Annotated in this window: 18 protein-coding genes; 11 read left to right on the forward strand and 7 right to left on the reverse strand. The window is 46.4% G+C overall.

Going from position 1 to position 20,874, the window contains the following annotated elements; genetic code table 11:
• Positions 1–67 precede the first annotated feature (67 nt).
• Entirely contained in the window at positions 68–1,474 is a 1,407-nt protein-coding gene (locus tag QNO02_RS18620) for an N-acetylmuramoyl-L-alanine amidase family protein (RefSeq protein WP_289389637.1), read from the reverse strand.
• A 276-nt stretch (positions 1,475–1,750) separates the two neighbouring features.
• On the opposite strand from QNO02_RS18620, the gene QNO02_RS18625 reads away from it, so the two are divergent.
• The 3 genes from QNO02_RS18625 to QNO02_RS18635 are packed head-to-tail and all read left to right on the forward strand — an operon-like array spanning position 1,751 to position 5,031.
• A complete protein-coding gene (locus QNO02_RS18625; protein ID WP_133385314.1) occupies positions 1,751–2,425 on the forward strand; it encodes a response regulator transcription factor in 675 nt (224 codons plus the stop codon).
• Entirely contained in the window at positions 2,410–3,507 is a 1,098-nt protein-coding gene (locus tag QNO02_RS18630) for a HAMP domain-containing sensor histidine kinase (protein WP_289389639.1), read from the forward strand. The genes QNO02_RS18625 and QNO02_RS18630 overlap by 16 nt, the downstream gene beginning before the upstream one ends.
• 51 nt (positions 3,508–3,558) lie before the next feature.
• The gene (locus QNO02_RS18635; RefSeq protein WP_289389640.1) at positions 3,559–5,031 is read left to right on the forward strand and encodes a serine hydrolase domain-containing protein; all 1,473 of its coding nucleotides are present in this window, start codon (positions 3,559–3,561) and stop codon (positions 5,029–5,031) included.
• A 198-nt stretch (positions 5,032–5,229) separates the two neighbouring features.
• Here QNO02_RS18635 and leuD read toward each other — a convergent pair whose 3' ends face one another.
• Both leuD and leuC read right to left on the reverse strand, forming a co-directional pair.
• Positions 5,230–5,832: a 3-isopropylmalate dehydratase small subunit gene (leuD, locus tag QNO02_RS18640; protein WP_091028995.1), complete on the reverse strand. Its 603-nt coding sequence runs from the start codon at positions 5,830–5,832 to the stop codon at positions 5,230–5,232.
• Between the two features lie 31 nt (positions 5,833–5,863).
• Positions 5,864–7,285 carry a 3-isopropylmalate dehydratase large subunit gene (gene leuC / locus QNO02_RS18645; RefSeq protein WP_124116247.1) on the reverse strand — a complete coding sequence of 474 codons (1,422 nt, stop codon included), beginning with the start codon at positions 7,283–7,285 and terminating at the stop codon, positions 5,864–5,866.
• A 377-nt stretch (positions 7,286–7,662) separates the two neighbouring features.
• Here leuC and QNO02_RS18650 point away from each other — a divergent pair, with 377 nt between their 5' ends.
• Positions 7,663–8,583, forward strand: a complete 921-nt coding sequence (locus tag QNO02_RS18650) for a LysR family transcriptional regulator (RefSeq protein WP_091028991.1) — start codon at positions 7,663–7,665, stop codon at positions 8,581–8,583.
• A gap of 246 nt (positions 8,584–8,829) precedes the next feature.
• On the opposite strand, the gene QNO02_RS18655 is transcribed toward QNO02_RS18650, so the two are convergent.
• The 4 genes from QNO02_RS18655 to QNO02_RS18670 form a co-directional block, all read right to left on the reverse strand.
• Entirely contained in the window at positions 8,830–9,015 is a 186-nt protein-coding gene (locus tag QNO02_RS18655; RefSeq protein WP_289389641.1) for a hypothetical protein, read from the reverse strand.
• A 91-nt stretch (positions 9,016–9,106) separates the two neighbouring features.
• Positions 9,107–9,928 (reverse strand): carbon-nitrogen family hydrolase, encoded by an 822-nt coding sequence (locus QNO02_RS18660; protein WP_289389642.1) that lies wholly within the window; start codon positions 9,926–9,928, stop codon positions 9,107–9,109.
• A gap of 73 nt (positions 9,929–10,001) precedes the next feature.
• On the reverse strand, positions 10,002–11,624 hold the full coding sequence (locus tag QNO02_RS18665) for an ABC transporter substrate-binding protein (RefSeq protein ID WP_289389643.1): 1,623 nt from the start codon (positions 11,622–11,624) through the stop codon (positions 10,002–10,004).
• A 200-nt stretch (positions 11,625–11,824) separates the two neighbouring features.
• Positions 11,825–12,829, reverse strand: coding sequence for an ABC transporter substrate-binding protein (locus tag QNO02_RS18670; protein ID WP_289389644.1), 1,005 nt, complete (start codon positions 12,827–12,829; stop codon positions 11,825–11,827).
• 262 nt (positions 12,830–13,091) lie between these two features.
• Between QNO02_RS18670 and QNO02_RS18675 the strand changes: the two genes are divergently transcribed.
• The 7 genes from QNO02_RS18675 to QNO02_RS18705 all read left to right on the forward strand — a co-directional run bounded on the left by QNO02_RS18675 (position 13,092) and on the right by QNO02_RS18705 (position 20,741).
• On the forward strand, positions 13,092–14,300 hold the full coding sequence (locus QNO02_RS18675; RefSeq protein ID WP_289389645.1) for a pyridoxal phosphate-dependent aminotransferase: 1,209 nt from the start codon (positions 13,092–13,094) through the stop codon (positions 14,298–14,300).
• A 361-nt stretch (positions 14,301–14,661) separates the two neighbouring features.
• Positions 14,662–15,765 carry a glutamate 5-kinase gene (proB, locus tag QNO02_RS18680; protein ID WP_133385321.1) on the forward strand — a complete coding sequence of 368 codons (1,104 nt, stop codon included), beginning with the start codon at positions 14,662–14,664 and terminating at the stop codon, positions 15,763–15,765.
• Positions 15,766–16,045: 280 nt separating this feature from the next.
• Positions 16,046–17,293: a glutamate-5-semialdehyde dehydrogenase gene (locus tag QNO02_RS18685; protein ID WP_289389646.1), complete on the forward strand. Its 1,248-nt coding sequence runs from the start codon at positions 16,046–16,048 to the stop codon at positions 17,291–17,293.
• Between the two features lie 36 nt (positions 17,294–17,329).
• Complete coding sequence (gene proC / locus QNO02_RS18690; RefSeq protein WP_036607595.1) at positions 17,330–18,190, forward strand: pyrroline-5-carboxylate reductase; 861 nt, start codon at positions 17,330–17,332, stop codon at positions 18,188–18,190.
• On the forward strand, positions 18,187–19,410 hold the full coding sequence (locus QNO02_RS18695; RefSeq protein WP_176872585.1) for a 2,3-diketo-5-methylthiopentyl-1-phosphate enolase: 1,224 nt from the start codon (positions 18,187–18,189) through the stop codon (positions 19,408–19,410). The genes proC and QNO02_RS18695 overlap by 4 nt, the downstream gene beginning before the upstream one ends.
• Positions 19,407–20,084, forward strand: coding sequence for a 2-hydroxy-3-keto-5-methylthiopentenyl-1-phosphate phosphatase (locus tag QNO02_RS18700; RefSeq protein WP_289389647.1), 678 nt, complete (start codon positions 19,407–19,409; stop codon positions 20,082–20,084). The genes QNO02_RS18695 and QNO02_RS18700 overlap by 4 nt, the downstream gene beginning before the upstream one ends.
• Before the next feature lie 3 nt (positions 20,085–20,087).
• Complete coding sequence (locus tag QNO02_RS18705) at positions 20,088–20,741, forward strand: methylthioribulose 1-phosphate dehydratase (RefSeq protein ID WP_133385324.1); 654 nt, start codon at positions 20,088–20,090, stop codon at positions 20,739–20,741.
• Positions 20,742–20,874: the final 133 nt, after the last annotated feature.

Here is a 20,874-nt window from a genome sequence, read left to right on the forward strand (position 1 = left end):
TTATTTATCAAATATACATCTCTAAACAACGTACTACCCTAACCTTCATATTTGCGCACAATTCAATTTACAGTCCCAAAAATTCAACAATTCCGTCCACAATCGCCTGTGCACATTTGTCCTGGTACTCTTCCGTGAGCATGACCGCTTCATCTGTAGGGTTACTTAAAAAACCAAGTTCAAGTAACACAGCAGGCATGGTTGTTTCACGCGTCACATGCAGACTAGCCGTTTTAACCCCACGATCCTTGAGCCCTGTCACCGGCAACACATATTTGTGAAGAGTGTCAGCCAAAGTCTTGCTTTCTTTACGACTGTAGAGCGTTTCAATGCCGTTTGGTACCGGTGTAGTGAATTTGTTTCCATGAATGGATACAAAAACATCTGCCTGATTCAATTCAGCAATATCCACACGCTGTTTGAGCGAAAGTTCTGTATCATCCTGGCGTGTAATTACCGTTTGAATATTTTTGTATTGTTGAAGGATTGCCTGTACCTTCAGCCCTACAGCCAGATTGAAATCCTTCTCATAAGCTCCTGACAAACTCACTGCACCCGATTGACGACCACCATGTCCCGGATCAATGACCACAATCGTTTTACCATCATTCGTAGGTACTGCCGGTTGGCTTGTCGGTTCTCCACTCGTGGCTGTCAGGTCAACGAGCAAGACATTGTTATCTCCAACAGACCATTTGGCTGTAGCCGTCTGACTCAGATCCAGAACGACACGCACGGTAGAAGGCGATTCACTGAACATGGCATAACGGACTTTGGAAACTATTGATGAATCCGTAACGAGAATCTGTCCACTGCCATCCGGATTAGAGGCTTGTCCCTGAATGAATTCCTGAGAGAATGTCGCTGAAGGCAGATCAACAATAATTCGGTCTGGCCCACCAATACTGGATACTTTGGGGCTAATACTACCGTTTGTTGCTACAATCAAGCGATCTCCGCTGAAGCTGATGCCTTGAAGTTCTGTCAAACCATCCGGGACTGGTGCCTCGACGGGGTCACTGTCACTTTCCGTTTCAACTACGGGAGGAATACTAAATAGGCTTACTGTCTTGGTTCCATTGTCCCAGCCAACACGCAGACCCATGCCTTCCCCAACAAAGCGTAACGGAACAAGCGTAGTTCCCTGTTTGATCAGTGGGGGAGAATCCAAGTTCACCACGTTTCCATTCACTGTAGCTGCATCTTTGCCAGCCGTCATTTGGATCATGCTGTTTCCTTTTTGAACCTGGACTGACTGAGTTTCCTTCTCCCACTTCACCTTATAACCCAGGTTCTCGGATACAATTCGAATTGGAACCATGACCGTTTTCCCGATATTCTCTGCAGGTGCACCCGTCTGCTGGTTAATGGTTACACCGTCGAGTACAATCGAGGGAGTGGTGTTCGCATGGGCCATGACTGGGAATAAACATAGGAACAGAAGAAAAACGACTGCTGCCGACCATTTTTTCATACCTCATCCACCATTCTTTTTGTCTTTTGAACATCCGACCTGATTCTCTGCAGCGTAACATCAATGACAATATGTAACCTTCCATAATCTACTAATCAGTTTATCAGATATTGTCTGATTATCCGGTTACAACGTTGTCATATTTAGTCGGAAACAGAGTGGCAAAAAGGTTACTTTCTCCATTCGTCCTGTTCCCGAAATCATATGGAAATTACATTCCTCATCCATTTTTGCTATGCTGAGTTCAAATATTTGAAAACAGGAGATTGAGACTTGATGCCTAAAATACTGATCGTGGATGATGAAGCAGATCTTCGAAAGCTACTGACTGATTATTTTGAAATTAACGGATATTCCGTGATGACGGCCAAGGATAGCCGGGAAGCGCTGCGGAAAGTGGAACAACAACCCGATCTCGTTTTGTTAGATATCAACATGCCTGAACAGAACGGCCTTCAATTATGTGAGAAAATTCGGGACTACGTCTCTTGCCCCATCTTATTCTTAACGGCCCGAATCGAAGATGCTGATAAAATAGCAGGTTTTCGTGCCGGAGGTGATGACTATATCCTGAAACCCTTCAGCATCCGCGAGTTGGGCGCCAGGGTCGAAGCACATATACGCAGGGAACAACGAATCCTAACTAAATCTTCGGTAAGGTTTAACAATGAATTGGTCATTGATTATACGGCCAGGGAGCTCTACTACCTGGATAAGCGAATTTCACTGCCCAAAAAAGAGTTTGATATTGTCGAATTGCTGTCCACGCATCCTGATATGGTGTTTGGAAAGGAACGCATATACGAAAAGATTTGGGGCATGGACGAGCAAGGCGACAGTAACGTCATCGCAGAGCATATCCGGCGAATTCGCTACAAATTAAAGGAATACGGCTGTGATAATCAAATCGAGACCGTTTGGGGAGTAGGCTACAAATGGCCAAGTTCATGACTAGACTCCTGTTTTTAAAGCGATTGTCCTTACTGCACTCTTTTATGCTGTTGTGTGTGGTCACACTCATTGCGGTGCTGGCCATTATAACTATGGAGTTTGCTTGGGCGGAGAACCTGCGGCTGCGTTTCGGAGAAACGGATTGGGTGATGCCCTCCCTCGTCACGGCGGTTCTGCTCACCGTAGCGACTGGAATTGTCACCATGGCCGTTCTATTTTACAGATGGAAGCTAAAACGTCCGCTGGAGCTATTAAAACGAGCATCCGAGAACATTTCAGCCAACGATCTAGATTTCCGCATTTCCTATGACTGCCAGGATGAGATGGGCGAGCTGATCGCGATATTTGAAAACATGCGCTCACAATTGGAAAAAAACCTTAAGACACTTTGGCGTTCGGTTGAAGAGCGCAAGCAGATCAATGCTATTTTTGCCCATGATCTGAGAACACCCCTGTCCGTGTTAAAAGGAAACGCCGAGCTTCTCGCCACCTATCTTCCCGAGAAGAAGTTGTCGGAAGAAAAGGTGCTGGACCTGATCCATACTATGAACCTTCACATCTTGCGTCTGGAGAGATATACAGAAGCCATGAACTCAATTCAGAGGCTGGAGGATGTGCCGTTGAACATCCAATCGATGGATACGATCTCATTGACGGCTTTGCTGGATGGCAGCGCTGAACAAATCGCGAAACAGTACGGTATACGTTTCGTCTCTTCCGTGGAATATGATAATGCTTCAGTACATGTAGATCACTATCTCGTCATGCAGATATTCGAGAATATAGTGGCTAATGGGGCAAGATACGCAGCCAGTCAATTAGCCGTTCACTATGACCTGCAGGGTGGCATTATGAAGATTACCGTCTCAGAGGACGGTCCTGGTTTCTCTGACGAAGCACTGAGTAAGGCTATACTCCCTTTTTACCGAGGCGAAGTATGGGATGCGAGCGAACATCGCGGGCTGGGCCTTTACGTTTGCAAGGTGTTTTGCGAAAAACATGAAGGTAGTCTTCAGATTGCAAACGGTCCTAACGGAGGTGGAAGCGTGACGGCAAGTATTGGGACACAAGTTGATAAATAGTTGAAAATGATCTGATAACATCTTCTTATCTTGAATTCGAGGAGTGTTGTCATGCTAAAACTGAAAAAAGGAATGTATATCACAATTAGCTGCTTGTTGTTATGTACCGCGTGGGCGTCCCCCTTATCCGCCAATGAAGCCAGAGACAGGACAGAAGTTCTGCAGGAGATCGACGAATATATGAATCGGAGCATGAAGACCAATCACATTAAGGCTGCTTCACTGGCGATTGCCAATAACGATGAGGTCTTTTACGCAAAAGGCTACGGGACATTTGCAGATGGCCAGAAGGTTACGAGCCACACCCCTTTTCCCATTGCTTCACTAAGTAAGTCCTTTACAGCATTGGCTGTTCTGCAGCTGGTGGACAAGGGTCAGATCAACTTGGATGCTACTTACGCTTCCTATTTTCCAGAGCTTTCTCCACAGGACCCCCGCGTTCTTGACATCACGGTCCGTCATTTACTGAATCAGACGAGTGGTCTCAATGACAAGATAAATCCCGATATGACAAAGACTCCGCAATTCCAATCGTTGGCTGAAGCCAACCAATTATTAAACACGGTTCAACTTGCCCATATCCCCGGAACAGCCTACAGCTATCATAATCCCAATTACGTGCTGCTGGCGAACCTCGTGGAAATTGTTAGCGGAGAGCGCTTTTCGGATTACTTGAAAGAACATATTTTTGAACCGCTAGGAATGAACCATACCTTCAGTGTCAGCACAACGCAGCAATTCTATGAGAATAATACTATCCCGCTAGGACATTACCTGAGTTTGGGACGCTCTATAAGTCAATCCGAACCGCTTTGGTTCATTGAGGGCCCCGCCGGCATCGTTTCAACCGCAGAGGACATGTCCCTTTGGATGCTTTCCCAATATCACGGCCGCCTCGTTTCGCCTGTGCTGATGAAACAATATCATGCCGCAGGGGCTATCGGTCCGTACGGCATGGGCTGGCTTGCAAACCAAGATGCGTCTAGCGGCCGTACGATCTCCCACAGCGGCATTTTCTGGACCTACAAGTCAGAAGAACTGGTTTATTTGGACGAGCAAATGGGCATTACCGTAATGTTTAATTCTGGCATAAACGCTTATGTGAATTATTCGGCATTTATTGATGGAATAGCGGATATTATGAGGGGGCAGGAACCCCAAACCTCTTTTGTAAACGGTCGGAATATGGAAACAATCATGATTGCGCTGATCATCGCTATGCTTGCATGGGGCATCTACGCCTATTTTCGCATACTTCGGAACAACCACCGCCTAACGATCAGCAAATTGATTATGATCACGGTTGGTAGACTGATCCCTGTTCTGATTCTCTTGTCTCTGTTCCCATTGGTTACGTTTATCGGCGGAGGACGTGTGCTGCCTTGGTTTGGCATCTGGACTACCCTATCAACTCCAATCATATGGCTTATGGTATGGTCACTGGTGAATTTCGTGCATTTGGCTTGTTATATCTATGTCTATTTTCAGAATACAAAAAACGACCCTTTGGAGTTACCTCAGTAATCTATTTTTAGGTTCCTCTATTTAGTCGGCTGTTATTGTATCTGTTGAAGTATTCGGCCAAAAAAATGAGGAGTTCTATGTATAGCTGACTTATTAAGCTAATTTAGCTTCTGAAATTACAAAAAGCTTCTGTCTCACCGATGGGAACAAAGTCCCTTTGGTAAGGCAGAAGCTTCCTGCTATACGATACTTTAATAATTAACCGAAAAGTTTTGCCGCGTGGCGTTGTTCGTAAGCAGCGATTTCATCATCATGTTGAAGAGTCAGACCGATATCATCCAATCCTTGCAACAGGAATTGACGACGGTGCTCATCCAGATCAAAATCGATATGCAGTCCGTATGCATCAGTAATCGTTTTGTTCTCCAGATTTACATTCATCTCGTAGCCTTCATGTGTCGCTGTACGTTGGAACAAGTCTTCAACTTGCTCTTCTGACAACTTGATTGGCAAGATTCCGTTCTTAAAGCAGTTATTATAGAAAATGTCTGCAAAAGATGGAGCGATCACACAACGGAATCCATAGTCCATAATTGCCCATGGCGCATGCTCACGGGAAGATCCACAGCCAAAGTTGGCACGTGAAATCAGGATGGATGCCCCTTCATAACGAGGTTTATTCATTTCGAAGGAAGCATTATTGTTGCCCTCTTCATCGAAACGCCATTCATAGAACAAAAATTGTCCAAATCCGGTACGTTCAATCCGTTTCAAAAACTGTTTCGGAATGATTGCGTCTGTATCTACATTGACCCGGTCTACCGGTGCAACGATGCCTTGTAATGTTTTGAATTCTTCCATATTAAACGTTCTCCCTTCTGTCTGTTATAGATTAGATCGCTGCTTCTGTTTTGAAATTCCAGTCCCGTACGTCCACAAAGTGACCCTTAACCGCTGCTGCTGCTGCCATTGCCGGAGATACCAGGTGCGTACGTCCTCCGCGTCCTTGGCGTCCTTCAAAGTTACGGTTGGACGTCGAAGCACAACGTTGTCCTGGCTTCAATACATCCGGGTTCATCGCCAGACACATGCTGCATCCCGCATCACGCCATTCAAATCCAGCTTCTGTAAAGATTTTATCCAGACCTTCTTGTTCAGCCTGAATTTTAACACGTCCTGAACCTGGTACAACAATTGCTGTAACCTGACTGGATACCGTGTGACCTTTAGCCACTTTTGCTGCTGCACGCAGATCTTCGATCCGACCATTGGTGCAAGAACCGATAAATACATAATCAATCGGAATTTCGGCGATTGGTGTTCCCGGTTCAAGTCCCATATATTCAAGGGCTTTTTCAGCCGCTTTGCGTTCGTTTTCTGTAGGCAATTCAGCCGGAACAGGAACTTTCGAAGAGATATCGGTTCCCATGCCTGGGCTTGTTCCCCAAGTTACTTGCGGGATCAATGTTTCCACATCGATTTCAACCACATGGTCGAACTCCGCACCTTCATCTGTTACAAGCTGTTTCCAACCTTCTACAGCTTCATCGAATTTGGCACCCGCTGGTACGTATTCACGTCCACGCAGATATTCGAATGTTGTTTCGTCCGGAGCGATCAATCCAGCTCTTGCTCCACCTTCGATGGACATGTTGCAGACCGTCATACGCTCTTCCATGCTCAACTCACGGATGGATTCGCCTGTGTACTCAATAACATAACCTGTTGCAAAGTCTGTACCGTATTTGGCGATGACTGCGAGGATCATATCTTTCGCGGTTACACCCGGGTTACGTTTGCCGACAAAACGAACTTCCATCGTTTTGGCTTTTGCTTGTTGCAAACATTGCGTTGCCATAACGTGCTCAACTTCACTTGTTCCGATTCCGAATGCCAGTGCGCCAAACGCACCGTGTGTGGACGTATGACTGTCACCACATACAATCGTTTTACCCGGGTGAGTCAGACCGAGTTCAGGTCCCATAACGTGCACAACGCCTTGATCAATCGTGTCCAGATCATACAATTTCACGCCGAAATCACGGCAGTTTTGCGAAAGTGTATCAATTTGTTGTTTGGAGATTGGATCTGTAATGTTGAAGCGGTCTTTGGTTGGAACGTTGTGGTCCATTGTTGCAAATGTCAGCTCAGGGCGACGAACTTTACGTCCGCTCAGACGAAGACCTTCAAATGCCTGTGGAGAAGTTACTTCGTGCACCAGATGCAGATCGATATACAGAATGCTTGGTTTGCCTTCTTCTTGATGAATCACGTGGTTTTCCCAAATTTTCTCAAACATCGTTTTTTTACTCATCATTTTCACCTCATTATAAGTTCGGTCCTTGGAAGAGCCTCGTGTTTCCTTTAAAAAGTGAAGCTCTTGAATGACATAAATATATCACCCTGTCCTTCATTGTTCCAAGATATAATATCTATAGATGTAATAGGTTTAACCTATAATGAGATAAAGACAAATAAACCACAGCTCATCGCAGAGGTTTCAATTGATAACAATTATCATTATCAGATAAGTCTTATACTACGTTTCCGCTGCTTCGCTGTCAATGCTTTTATACAAAATAAAGAAGCACTCTCCTGATATTTGAGTTTACCGGTAGTTCCGGCAAAGAGAATGATTTCTTCATTTGTAATGATATAATGGTGGCATAACGAAAGGAATGACCAATGACAATGGAATTCAGACAACTTCAATATACGTTGCAAATTGCGGCCGAACGCAATTTCTCCCGGGCAGCAGAGAAGCTGCATATTGCCCAACCTTCATTAAGCCAGCAATTATCCAAATTGGAAAAAGAATTGGGAGTACTGCTGTTTCAGCGTAATACAAGTACCGTGGAGTTAACCCATGCCGGTGTTACGTTTGTCGAGCAAGCCCAGAAGATCGTAGATGCCGTGGAGCTATTGCGTCAGGAAATGTCAGACATCTCCCAGCTTCGCAAAGGTAAAGTCGTTGTGGGCAGCATGCCGATCACTGGCTCACACTTGCTCCCACACGTGCTTCCAGCGTTCCAACAAGCTTATCCTGAGATTGAGGTTACCTTATTGGAAGACTCCGGGCTTACGCTTGAGAAATTGACAGCCAGCGGCAAAGCAGATCTCAGCCTTCTATCTCTTCCTTTACAAGAGCCAAGCTTGTCTTATGTAACCATTGGCGAAGAACGGATTGATCTGGCAGTTCCCCCGAATCACCCTCTGGCACGCAGGGCAGATCCGGAACATCCGCTTCCGGTGCGAATTGAAGAACTTCGGGATGAACCCTTTGTTGTATTGAAAAAAGGACAGGGTTTCCGCAAACTTACATTTGATCTCTGTGAGCAAGCCGGTTTTGATCCCAAAGTTGTGTTTGAGAGCACAAATATTGAGACTGTTCAGTCGCTGGTCGCCACAGGTATGGGTATTACACTGGTTCCACGCTTTATTGCCCGTGCGCCGCGCAGTGAGTTCGTGCCTGTGTATGTTCCACTTGCTGAGCCTACTCCCAGCAGAACACTTGTTGTGGCTTATCGTCAAGGCAGAGTGCTGTCGAAGGCAGCCGAGGCATTCATCCATACGTTTCAACAAACCGTGGCCGAACTGTCAAAGGGAGACTAAGAAATTGCTCTGTGGTATAGGTACATTTCTTTAGGTACATTTCATACTGAACCAAAACAAAGGCTTGACCCTTATGGGCCAAGCCTTTGTCATATACTCGTTTCCCGCATCCGCAGGATAAAGTTCTTACTTTGCAATCACAGTAACTGGTTACAGTACAATGTTGCTTGTTAAGTTGTTTAGCTTCAATGCTAATTTATAATGTTAACGTAGAAACGTACATAAGAAAACTTCATGTCTGGCGGTTTATTTACGCAAATTACGATCGCTTGTCAGCCTGTTTTGCTGATTCATTACACGGCCTTCGTCCTGAACAGTTGAATCAGGGGGTGATAGCCCTCCTGCTCCATTCTCTAAGAATGCCCTTAAGTGATCTTCCCCTGTGTTATCCTGTTCCAGTCTCCTGAGCGTATCTTTCACATGGTTGTCCATTGATTGATCATCCTCCTTGGTGACGGGATAGTTATCATTACCCGTGCCCTGGAAGAATAAACACTTTTTCTGAAGAATTTTATTTCAGTTTTTATTTTTTGCCAAAATAAACGCCAGGTCGACGGTCTTCAAATACGGGAATACGCCCGCGAACCTCATCTACCAGAGATGGACGAATAATTCCGGTCACGATCTCTTCCCCTTCGCCACCTTCAGCCACAATCTCACCCCAAGGATCAATGATAAGGGAATGTCCGAAAAATTCGGTTTCTCCCCCTTTACCTACACGGTTACAGGCGATCACATACATCTGATTCTCAATCGCTCGTGCTGTAAGCAACGTACGCCAGTGGTGCAAACGAGGGTTCGGCCATTCGGCCGGTACAATTAATGCCTTGGCACCATTTAAAGCCAGTGTGCGGGCAAGTTCCGGAAACCGGATATCATAACAGATCGAAGCACCAGCTGTAAGACCGTTCTGCAATTCAAAAATTTCAGGTTCCGCACCTGGCTGTAAATATTTCTCCTCGTCCATTAGACGGAACAAATGTAATTTATCGTATCGTGTTACCTGTTTTCCTTCACGATCATAAGCGTACATTGTATTGTATATTTGACCATCCCGTTTCTCAGCAATTGAACCGCCAACGATAGAAATTTGATGTTTTTGAGCAAAAGCAGACAGCCATTCCCGAGATTTCTGGCCTTCCGGGTCAGCGAGTTCATGAATTTGAGTCAAAGCGTATCCGGTATTCCACATCTCAGGTAACACAGCCAGCCCCAGATCCGGATATTGTTTTACCGCACGCTCAAGCAACGTCTGCATATGTTTATGATTGGCCTCAGGGTCTCCAAGTTGAATATCGCCCTGAATCAGGGCTACACGCATTTCTCCCTGTTGTTTTTCTGTCATGACAAGCACTCCTCTGAACCGTAATACCTGCTATCATAGCTTGATCCTCTTGAGGACTGCAAGCCTGTTTTTGTTATGAACTTACACACAACAACTCAGGGAGCAGGGTCAACAATCGATCACTCGTGAGCGCGTCACCTAGATTCCAAATTGACTCCTCCACAGGGTATACCCGTCCAATCTGTACAGCCGGAAGGGCCTGCCAACTGGGACTTTTCATCAGCATCTCTGTAGCCTGTCTTGCCACAACTTCCTCAGGCAGCATAACAAACACATGATCTCCCGCGTACTGACGTACCGCTTCAGCCGAAATTTCCTTATAGGCTCTGCCTGCCGCAAGTGCTTCCTTCACTTTGGTCACTGGCCTGAATCCCATTGGATGATATAACATAGGCGCCAGACCGATATTGCCCATAACAAATAATCTTGCACCCCGATGGTATGTAAATACGGATGCCGTTTCCCCCTCTTCAATCACAGTATGGATCTTCGCCCACATCTGCTCAGTACGCTCCGCATAGGAGGTTAACCATTGTTCAGCCTGAGGTTGTCTGCCAAACCAATTGCCCAATCTGCGCATTCGTTCTTCCAGGGTGGCATGTGAATTGTAAGCAAGCGTCGGGGCAATCCGGTAAAGTTGTTCATATTGCTGTTCATTGCTGCTATCAAAAATAATCAAATTCGGCTTCATGATAACAGCTGCTTCCACATTAACCGGAGCAACCGCGTCATAGGTCTGATCTCCCAATATCTGAATGCCCAGCATCAGCAGATCCCCAGCCGAATCTCCGTAATACATAATTCCCTCCGGATTTACTGGAATATTCACATCATGACCCAACCAATCTTGTACTAATGTCTGCTGCTGAATTGATCTTTCATATTGACGAGGAGATAATCCGGTCATTTGGCGAAAACGCCTGCTGAAATAATACTCATCCTTAAAGCCCACGCGACTTGCTATATCCCGAAGTGGTTCATTCGATTTGCGAAGCCAGTCCTTGGCATGTTTAATGCGTACATGATTCACATAATCGAGTGGCTTGTGACCCGTGAGTTGTCTGAAAAGGGTCGTATATTGTACAGGTCTGATCTCCGCAAGACGTGCCAGTTTCTGTACAGTGATTTCTTCAGCATAATGGTCGTCCACATACTGAATCGTACTATATAGTCTTGCTTCCATACTCTGTTCCGTCTTTGGAGAAGTGTACCGGGTAATGATCATCTCCATCCATTTTTGGAATTGCGCATTCAAATGACTGTATTCTGCATCTGTTTTATAGTTTCGAATGGCATACATTTGCTCAAGCATCCCACTTAACGGAGCATAGGGATAACCATTCAATTGGTTTTTGTGCTCAAATACAGGGCGGGTAAAGAGTTCGGGATCACCCGTCAACACATGAATAACATCAAAAGCCATTACGAAATATTTCAATTCCGAGTTATTACGATGTTCAATCTGGTACCCCTCTCCCGGAGAAAGCGGATAGACACATCCCGTAGTAAACGGAAACTGTTCATGTCCAATATATAAACGCCCATCCCCTTCTTCGCAGATCAGGAACGCATGTTTCTCGCAAGCAACTTCCAGCATCACCTGTTCAGGTGGTTCAATTCGTCGTACCAGATGATCCAGCCGAAACATGAATGCTGAAAAGAACAACGCTCCCCCATCGGCATCCAAAGCCTGCATGTCGGTTCACCTCGTTTTTCTAAAATGAGAATAATTATCAATCATTCTGTATGGTCTGATTATAAGCGAGCGATGGTTAATAATCCAGATATGACTTTATCAGCAAAAAAGAGCGTTCAACGAAATGTTGAAGGCCCCTTTTACTTTTTTATAACTGCATTACTCAAAGGTGTTACTGCTGCCTCACTAGCTCGTCATCATTATTGAATCATCTGTTTTGGCAGCTCTTGTAACAGCCACTCCCTGGAAAGGGCATCACTTGAAGCTTTTACGATATTAAAACGATATACTTTTCCTTCTTTCACCGCAGGCAGGTTCTTCCAGATTGAACTATCCAGCAATTCCTTGGTGGATTGTTTCGCATCGTCGGTCACAGGATCCAGAATAAATATCCGATCACCGGCAAATTCAGATAATTTTTCAGTCGAAATCTCTACAAATCCCATGTCTTCATCCAATACTTTCTGAATTTCCGCGGTTGGCTTCAGCCCGTCTTTACCATATAACAACTGTGGCAATCCTGCACCCGCCATAACAAACAGACGATTCCCGGGATACATGGTGAATACCGAAGCGGTCTCCCCTTCTTTCAATCCGTTCTCATGAAGTTGCTTCCACATCTCTTCTGTTGCTTTTTGATGATTCGTAATCCAATCCTCCGCTTCTTGCTTTTTGTTCAACAAGTCGCCAAGGATACGCATACGATCTTCTATTGACCCGAACGAATTAAATGTAACCGTGGGTGCAACCTTCGCGATCTGATCGTATTGTGTCTCATCACTGTTCGAGAAAATGATCAGATCGGGATTCAAGGCTAGCGCCTTTTCCACACTGATCGGAAATCCTACATCCTCTGCCTGAGCAACCTGTTCATCGTATACAGTTCCATCCTGACGAAGTATGCCTACAGGAACAACACCAAGCGCCAGCAGATCCCCGGTAACTTCTCCATGATAGATGACTCGTTTCGGATTTACAGGGACCTCTACCTCATGGCCAGTCCAATCTTTGAATACCCGGGTCTCCCCCTCATTCGTCTCTTCTGCTGCAGTCGTGGTCTCTGTGGTTTCTGTGGTTTCTGTGGCTGCTTTGGAATCCTCTGCGCCAGCAGCAGGTGTTGTAGCCTGATTTCCACAAGCCAGCAGCAGAATGGATAACCACGTAATCGTAAATAGTACTGCCGTATTTCGTATGCCCTTTTTCATTGCTATTTCTCCCCCTGTATCATGTACATTGTGCAATAAAATTTAATGATATTGATTATCATTATCGGATATTATCATAAAACAAGGCTTCTCTCAGCTCAATGGACAAAACTATATGGGCACTTTCAGTTTTGTACAATCCTCCGCTCTTTACTTCTATGTACTCCCTAATCAAGTGGATTTCCCTCTATACAGCTCGGGATTGGCGTGATAAATTAATGAGAACTATTTGCCATTTTTAATAACCGGAGTGATGAAGATAATGACCCATTCAGACCATACATCCGCTCGTTCAGCCTTTAAGATACCAACTTCTGATGTGATGACACAGCTGCCAACGCAATTTTTTGCTACCCTTGTTCAAAATGTAAATCGTGAAATCGCAAGTGGACATGACGTGATCAATCTGGGTCAGGGGAACCCGGATACACCTACACCACCCCATATTGTGAAAACACTGCAAGAGTCGGCTGAAAATCCTCTCTACCATAAATACTCCCCTTTTAGAGGGTACTCTTTCCTGAAGGAAGCTGTCGCCAAACGTTATAAGGAAGATTACAACGTTGATCTGGATCCCGAGACTGAAGTAGCCATTCTGTTCGGAGGCAAAACAGGACTGGTTCAGTTACCTCAGATCCTGCTTAACCCCGGTGACACCGTTCTTGTTCCCGATCCAGGCTACCCGGATTACTGGTCTGGTGTTGCACTCGCCAAAGCAAACATGTCATTTATGCCTTTGCTCGAGTCCAATGCATTCCTGCCGGATTACGAAGCCGTTACTGCGGAAGATCGGGAGAAGGCCAAGCTGATGTTCCTGAACTATCCCAACAATCCAACGTCAGCAACGGCTCCACTTTCGTTCTACGAAGATACGGTTGAATTCGCTATTCAAAATCAAATCGTCGTTGCCAGCGACTTTGCTTACGGCGCGATTGGATTTGACGGACATCGTCCAGTAAGTTTCCTACAAGCCCCTGGTGCCAAAGAAGTGGGCATTGAGTTCTATACGTTATCCAAAACGTACAATATGGCTGGATGGCGTGTTGGATTTGCGCTAGGTAATGCAGAGATTGTCTCTAAAATCAATCTGCTTCAGGATCATATCTATGTAAGTCTCTTCGGTGGGATTCAAGCTGCGGCAACGGAAGCACTGACTGGCTCCCAGGAATGTGTTGCCTCGCTGGTTTCACGTTACGAATCCCGTCGCAATGCGTTTTATGACGCTCTTTCCTCGATTGGCTGGCAAGCTTCGAAACCCGCAGGTTCATTCTTCAGCTGGTTACCTGTACCTGCAGGTTATACCTCTGCTTCATTTGCAGACTTGTTACTGCGAGAAGCCAAGGTGGCCGTAGCCCCAGGTATTGGTTTTGGTTCACATGGCGAAGGCTATGTGCGCGCGGGACTGCTAAGTGATGAAAACCGATTACGCGAAGCTGTTGAGCGGATTGGCAAGCTGAATTTATTCAAGTAATTTACAGGACCATAACCCCTTTGCATATGCCAAGTTTCCATGGTATGTTATAAGAAATATTGAACGAAACGTGATGACGGGACCAGTAAGAGAATATCAGTCGCGCCCAGAGAGTAAATTCCACCCTGCTGAAAGAATTTACCGCGGCTCTTCTCTGAAACCTACCCCTGAGCGGCCTGTTACGTGCAGGACAGTGCCTTCTGTTACAGGGCATGAAGCCGGATGATCTAATCATCAATAAAGGTGGTACCGCGGAAGTAACAAACTTTCGTCCTTTTTAACTAAAGGGCGGGAGTTTTTTTTGTACCCGCTATAGCCTGCTCCAGAAGCACTTATTAATCATGTTTAAGGAAGTGAAACCATGACTTCACGTATTGTAGTTAAGATTGGAAGCAGCTCGCTTACCACGGAAGAAGGCGGTCTGGATCGCAGTTCGATCACTTTTTTTGCCGGAGAAATTGCAGCACTGGCTGATCAGGGCCATGAAGTACTCTTGGTCACCTCAGGAGCGGTAGCGGCCGGATTCCGGGAGATCGGTTATCCTCAGCGCCCCAAACTGCTACATGAGAAACAAGCCGCAGCGGCCGTTGGTCAGGCATTACTGATGCAGGCATATCAACAGGCTTTTGCAGCGCACCGCGTTACTACGGCGCAAATTCTGTTAACTCGTACAGACTTTCACAGTCGTAAACGCATGGGTAACGCAGGTATGACCGTAGAAGAGCTGCTTAAACAGCGAGTGATTCCAATTTTCAATGAGAATGATACGGTATCGGTAGACGAATTGAAGTTTGGTGATAACGATCTGTTGTCCGCATTGGTTGCAAACCTGGTGAAGGCACAGCATCTGATCATTCTTACCGATACCAACGGCCTGTACACCGCAGATCCGCGTAAAGATCCTTCTGCCGTACGTTACGACCGTATTCCCGAAATAACGGCTGAGATCTACGCTTTTGCCGGCGGCTCAGGATCAACGGTTGGTACAGGCGGAATGCGATCCAAAGTTGATGCAGCAAAGGTTGCTACACGTGGAGGCGTACCTGTATTCGTGGGAAGTGTGAAAGAACACGGAGATATGCAGAAAGCGGTTGATGGCACCGGTAAAGGAACTTACTTTGAGACACGACTCGCTTCGTTATCCCGTAAAAAGCAGTGGCTCGGCTTCATGTCTACTCCACTGGGAACTGTCGTTGTGGATGATGGTGCTGAAGAAGCACTTGTCCATGGGGGCCACAGCCTTTTACCTGTAGGAGTCAAGCGGGTACTGGGAACGTTTCATGCAGGAGACGTTGTAGAGGTCATCGGAATGGATGAAACCTTGCTTGGTCGCGGTATTGTCAATTATGATGATGACCAGCTTCGACTCATTGCCGGACTTCCCAGTGGCGAAGTGATGAAACAACTCGCTAGCATCCATAGGCTTGAGGTTATTCATAGAGACGAATGGATTACGTTAAAGTAAACAAGAAGTTATATTAAAGTTAAACTAATCATTTACACGTAACGGAGAGGACAGAAAAAACCTGAAAAAGCGGAGCGTTCGCCTAAAAGCTTTCTGAAAGAAAGCTACATCGGAAGCATACGCTTATCTCCGGATTTTTCCCTTTAGAAAAGGGAATCGAAAAAATCTGGGGATAACAGCGATTGGAAGGTTATTCTGTCATCGTAGTGTCTGTGTGAATAATCTTTAGTTTAACATGTGGTTGGAATACTTAACTTTATATATATGAGGAGGAATTACGATGAGTGAAGTCAGAGAAAAAGCCAGCAAAGCCCAAGCCACGGTTCCACAGCTGAACCGATTGAATACACAACAGAAAAATACGGCCCTGCGTGTCATGGCAGATGCTTTGATTAAGGAGACGGATTCCATCATTACGGCAAACGCTGAGGATCTGGAACGCGGCAGAGAACAAGGCACGCCGGAATCCATGCTGGATCGACTCGCACTTAATAAGGAGCGCATTGCTGGCATTGCCGAAGGATTACGTCAGATTGCAGATCTGCCTGATCCAGTCGGTGAAGTCTTGGAGACATTCACCCGTCCAAACGGATTGCATGTTGAAAAATTAAGAGTGCCGATTGGCCTGATCGGTATTATCTATGAAGCTCGTCCTAATGTAACTGTAGACGCAGCCGGATTATGTCTCAAAACAGGTAACGCAGTCCTTCTGCGCGGCGGCTCCTCAGCCCTGTCCTCCAATCGTAAAATTGTGGAGGTTCTGCATCAGGCACTGACAACGACAGACATGCCTGCTGATGCACTGCAACTGGTTGAGGATGCGGATCGTGCTTCCGTAGATGAAATGCTCAAGCTGAACGGATTGCTGGACGTTATTATTCCACGCGGCGGGGCCTCACTTATTCGTAATGTGGTTTCCAATGCAACAGTCCCTGTTATTGAAACTGGAGCAGGCATCTGTCATACCTATGTGGATGAATCAGCCGATCCGGTCATGGCAGCCGAAATTGCCATCAACGCCAAGGCACAACGCCCATCCGTATGTAACTCCATGGAAACGTTGCTGCTGCATGCGGCATATGCGGAAGAGCATCTGCCTGCTCTTGCCGAGCAATTCCGTGAGGCCAATGTGGTCTTGAAAGGTTGCGACACCGTGCGCCGTCTTGTCCCTTCTGCCCTTGAGGCAACCGAGGAAGACTATGCGACCGAGTATAACGATTATATTTTAAATATCCGTGTGGTTGAGAACCTGGACGAAGCGATGCAGCATATCGCACATTACGGAACCAAACATTCCGAGTGTATCGTAACCCGTGATACAGCCCATGCAGAACGCTTCATGCATGATGTGGATGCGGCAGCCGTCTATCACAATGCATCCACTCGTTTCACCGACGGATTTGAATTTGGCTATGGAGCCGAAATCGGAATCAGTACCCAGAAACTGCATGCACGTGGACCGATGGGACTGCCAGCACTGACATCAACCAAATATCGCATTACAGGCAATGGACAGATCCGTCAATAATATCCCAGCACCAGTTATATAGGAGGAACGATAAATATGAGTCAAGAGCAACAGACGTTACTACAACAGAAGATTACTTTCCACGGAGCAGGCGCGATGGCTGAAGCCATCGTGCGCGGACTGATCTCCCGCCTAGTCGTTCGTCCTCAGGATATTACGATGCTGAACCGCAGCAACCAGAAACGTCAGGAGGAGCTCAGCACCCGTTATGCAGTACATACCGGAACGGCCTCACAATCTTTGGATCATCTTGCCTCCACTCCGGTCATTGTACTCTGTATGAAACCCAAAGATGCTGCCGCAGCGCTGCGCGAACTCGGTCCATTGTTATCACCTGATCAACTGATCGTATCTGTCATTGCCGGATTATCAATCCGCACGATGCAATCCTTGCTTGGTCGTAAACAGCCAATCGCGAGAACCATGCCAAATACATCCAGTACCATTGGACTTGGTGCAACCGGTCTTGCCTTCTCTGCGGAAATTACGGATGATCAGCGCAGTACGGTGATGACCATGTTTGAAGCGGTTGGTATCGTGACCATCGTGCCTGAAGATAAACTCGAAGTGCTCACAGGGATTTCCGGAAGCGGCCCTGCTTATGTATACTATTTAATGGAGGCCATGATTGCCGCAGGTATTCGTGGTGGCTTATCCAGCCAGCAATCTCGTGATCTCACTGTTCAGACGGTGCTGGGCGCGTCACGAATGGTACAACAAACCGGTTTGGAACCGATGAAGCTTCGTAGTGATGTGACATCCCCGGGAGGGGCAACCCAGGCAGCACTGAAAACGCTGGACGAAGGAGATTTCTTTGAAAATGTAATCGCAGCCGTCAACCGCTGTGCAGAGCGCTCACGGGAGATGGGAGCTGCTTTGGAAGGGGATTTAAAATGAATAACATGTGCACAGCCACATATCGTCTGCATGATGACCATGCAGACTTTCGCAAGAAGGCTCAGTCCATCGCGATTGGCATGACCGTGGGCAGCTGGACGGAGTTGCCGCAAGCCCAACGTGAAGCGATGCAGAAACATCTCGGTGAAGTAATAAGCGTAGAAGTCCATGAAGCTGATGGGATGGCTGCGGGTGAGCGTTACGCGGATATTACTATTGGATACCCTGATGTGAACTTCAGTCGTGACATTCCTGCCCTGCTCGTGACGGTCTTTGGCAAAATCTCAATGGATGGCCGGATCAAACTTACAAAGCTTGGTTTCTCGGATGGCTTCCTCAGTGCATTCCCGGGTCCCAAGTTTGGACTGAATGGTGTTCGTGATCTGCTTGGTGTGCATGATCGTCCACTGTTAATGAGTATCTTCAAATCGGTTATCGGACTGGATGCAGATGAACTGCGTGAACAATTTATTCGTCAGGCCCTTGGGGGCGTTGATCTGATCAAGGACGATGAGATTCTGTTCGAGAATAAATTGACACCCATCGAAAAAAGAGTCGAGGTCTGCATGAAAGCTGCCGAACAGGCACGTCAGGAGACCGGCAAGAAACTTCTATATGCAACTAATCTCACTGGGCCTACATCACGTCTGAAAGAGCAAGCTGAACGTGCCATTGGCGCTGGAGCAAATGCATTACTGTTCAACGTATTGTCCTACGGATATGATGTGCTGCATGAACTCAGCAGTGATCCTGATATTAATGTGCCAATTATGGCTCACCCTGCTCTTGCAGGAGCACTGTATCCTTCACCACATTACGGCATGTCGGCTTCGGTTGTACTAGGCCAGTTGATGCGTCTTGCGGGTGCCGATCTGGTGCTCTTCCCTTCCCCTTACGGATCGGTTACGATGCCGAAGGAAGAAAATATGGCGATCACGGAGCAATTACTGACAGCTGATCTGCCAGTACGAACCAGCATGCCAGTGCCTTCAGCTGGTATCCATCCAGGCCTTGTACCGCTTATTTTGCGCGACTTTGGAACAGATGTCATCGTTAATGCTGGTGGCGGTATTCATGGACATCCTATGGGCACTGAGGCAGGCGGACGTGCATTCCTGCAAGCCATTGAGGCAGCTCAGCGTTCCATTCCACTTGCGCAATATGCAACCGAGCATCCAGAGCTGAAAAGCGCATTGGACCTGTGGGGTGGCGAACGATGAGAAGTGATAAAAAAACAGTCATTTTCTGTGACTTTGACGGTACGATTACCCTCTCGGACAATATTGTAGCAATCATGAAACACTTTAAGCCTGAGGGCATTGAAGCGATTATGAAAGATACGATTGAGCAGAACATCTCGCTGCGTGAAGGTGTTGGAGCCATGTTTGCTCTGTTACCTGCATCGCAAAAAGATGAAATTGTGGAATTTGTGCTTGGACAAGCGGGGATCCGTGAAGGATTTAACGAGTTTCTTGACTACGTTCGCAGCGAAGGGATCGAATTCAATGTGACCAGCGGTGGTATGGACTTTTTTATCGAACCCTTACTCGCGCCATTCGATATCCCTAAGGATCATGTCTATTGCAACGGAGCTGACTTCTCGGGTGAAACCATTCGGATTGAATGGCCGAATCCCTGCCAGCCTCCTTGTGAGAATGGCTGCGGCATGTGTAAAACAACCGTGATTCGTACCTTCCCGGAAGAACAATATAATCGAATCCTCATTGGAGACAGTCTGACAGATTTTGAAGGTGCCAAAATTGCCGATCTCGTCTACTCCCGCTCCATTTTGACGGACAAATGTATTGAGCTTGGTGTGGACCATGTACCATTTGCTACATTTTACGATATCATCGAAGATATGAAACAGAAGCAAACACAAGGAGTGCTGTAAACGATGGGTTTTGAAAAGATTACATTGGAACACAAACGTCAGGTCCTTGAAGAACTGGCTGATATTAAAGCATTGTTTGCAAGTCGTAACTGGTTCCCCGGAACAAGTGGCAATCTGTCGATGCGTGTAGGAGATTTTGACCCGGAGCAATTTTATTTTGCGGTTACCGCTTCAGGCAAAGACAAATCTCTGCGCACACCGGAAGACTTCCTTTTTGTAGACAAACACGGCAAAGCGATCGAAACAACAACGTTGAAACCCAGTGCTGAAACTTTGATTCATTGCGAAATCTATCGTTTGACCGGCTGTGGCGCTGTATTCCACGTGCATACCGTGTTTAACAACCTGATTAGCGAATTCTTTGGAGCAGATGGACACGTACCGATTCAAGGAATCGAATTGATCAAGGCTTTCAACATTTGGGAAGAAAATGCGGAGATTCGCGTACCTGTCCTGCCTAACTTTGCGGACATTCCGTCAATTGCTGAATTGGTACCGGATGTTCTGGATGCCAAAGTGCCAGGGATCTTGCTTCGGAACCACGGTATATATGCGTGGGGCAAAGATGCTTTTGAAGCAAAACGTCATCTGGAAGCGTTCGAGTTCCTGTTCGAAGTGATGTACCGTCAACTTCTGTTGAAGGGTGCTACGAAATAGCAATCATTTATTCGAAATCAAAGTTGTTCAACCCAAAAACACGCCAGAGGCTGATATACATAGCCCTTGGCGTGTTTTTATGTTGTAGGGATAACAGCGATTGAAAGGTTGCTCTGTGCATCGTAGTGTCAGT

It is taken from the genome of Paenibacillus sp. PK1-4R (assembly GCF_030369595.1).
In the GTDB taxonomy this organism is placed as follows: Bacteria; Bacillota; Bacilli; order Paenibacillales; family Paenibacillaceae; genus Paenibacillus.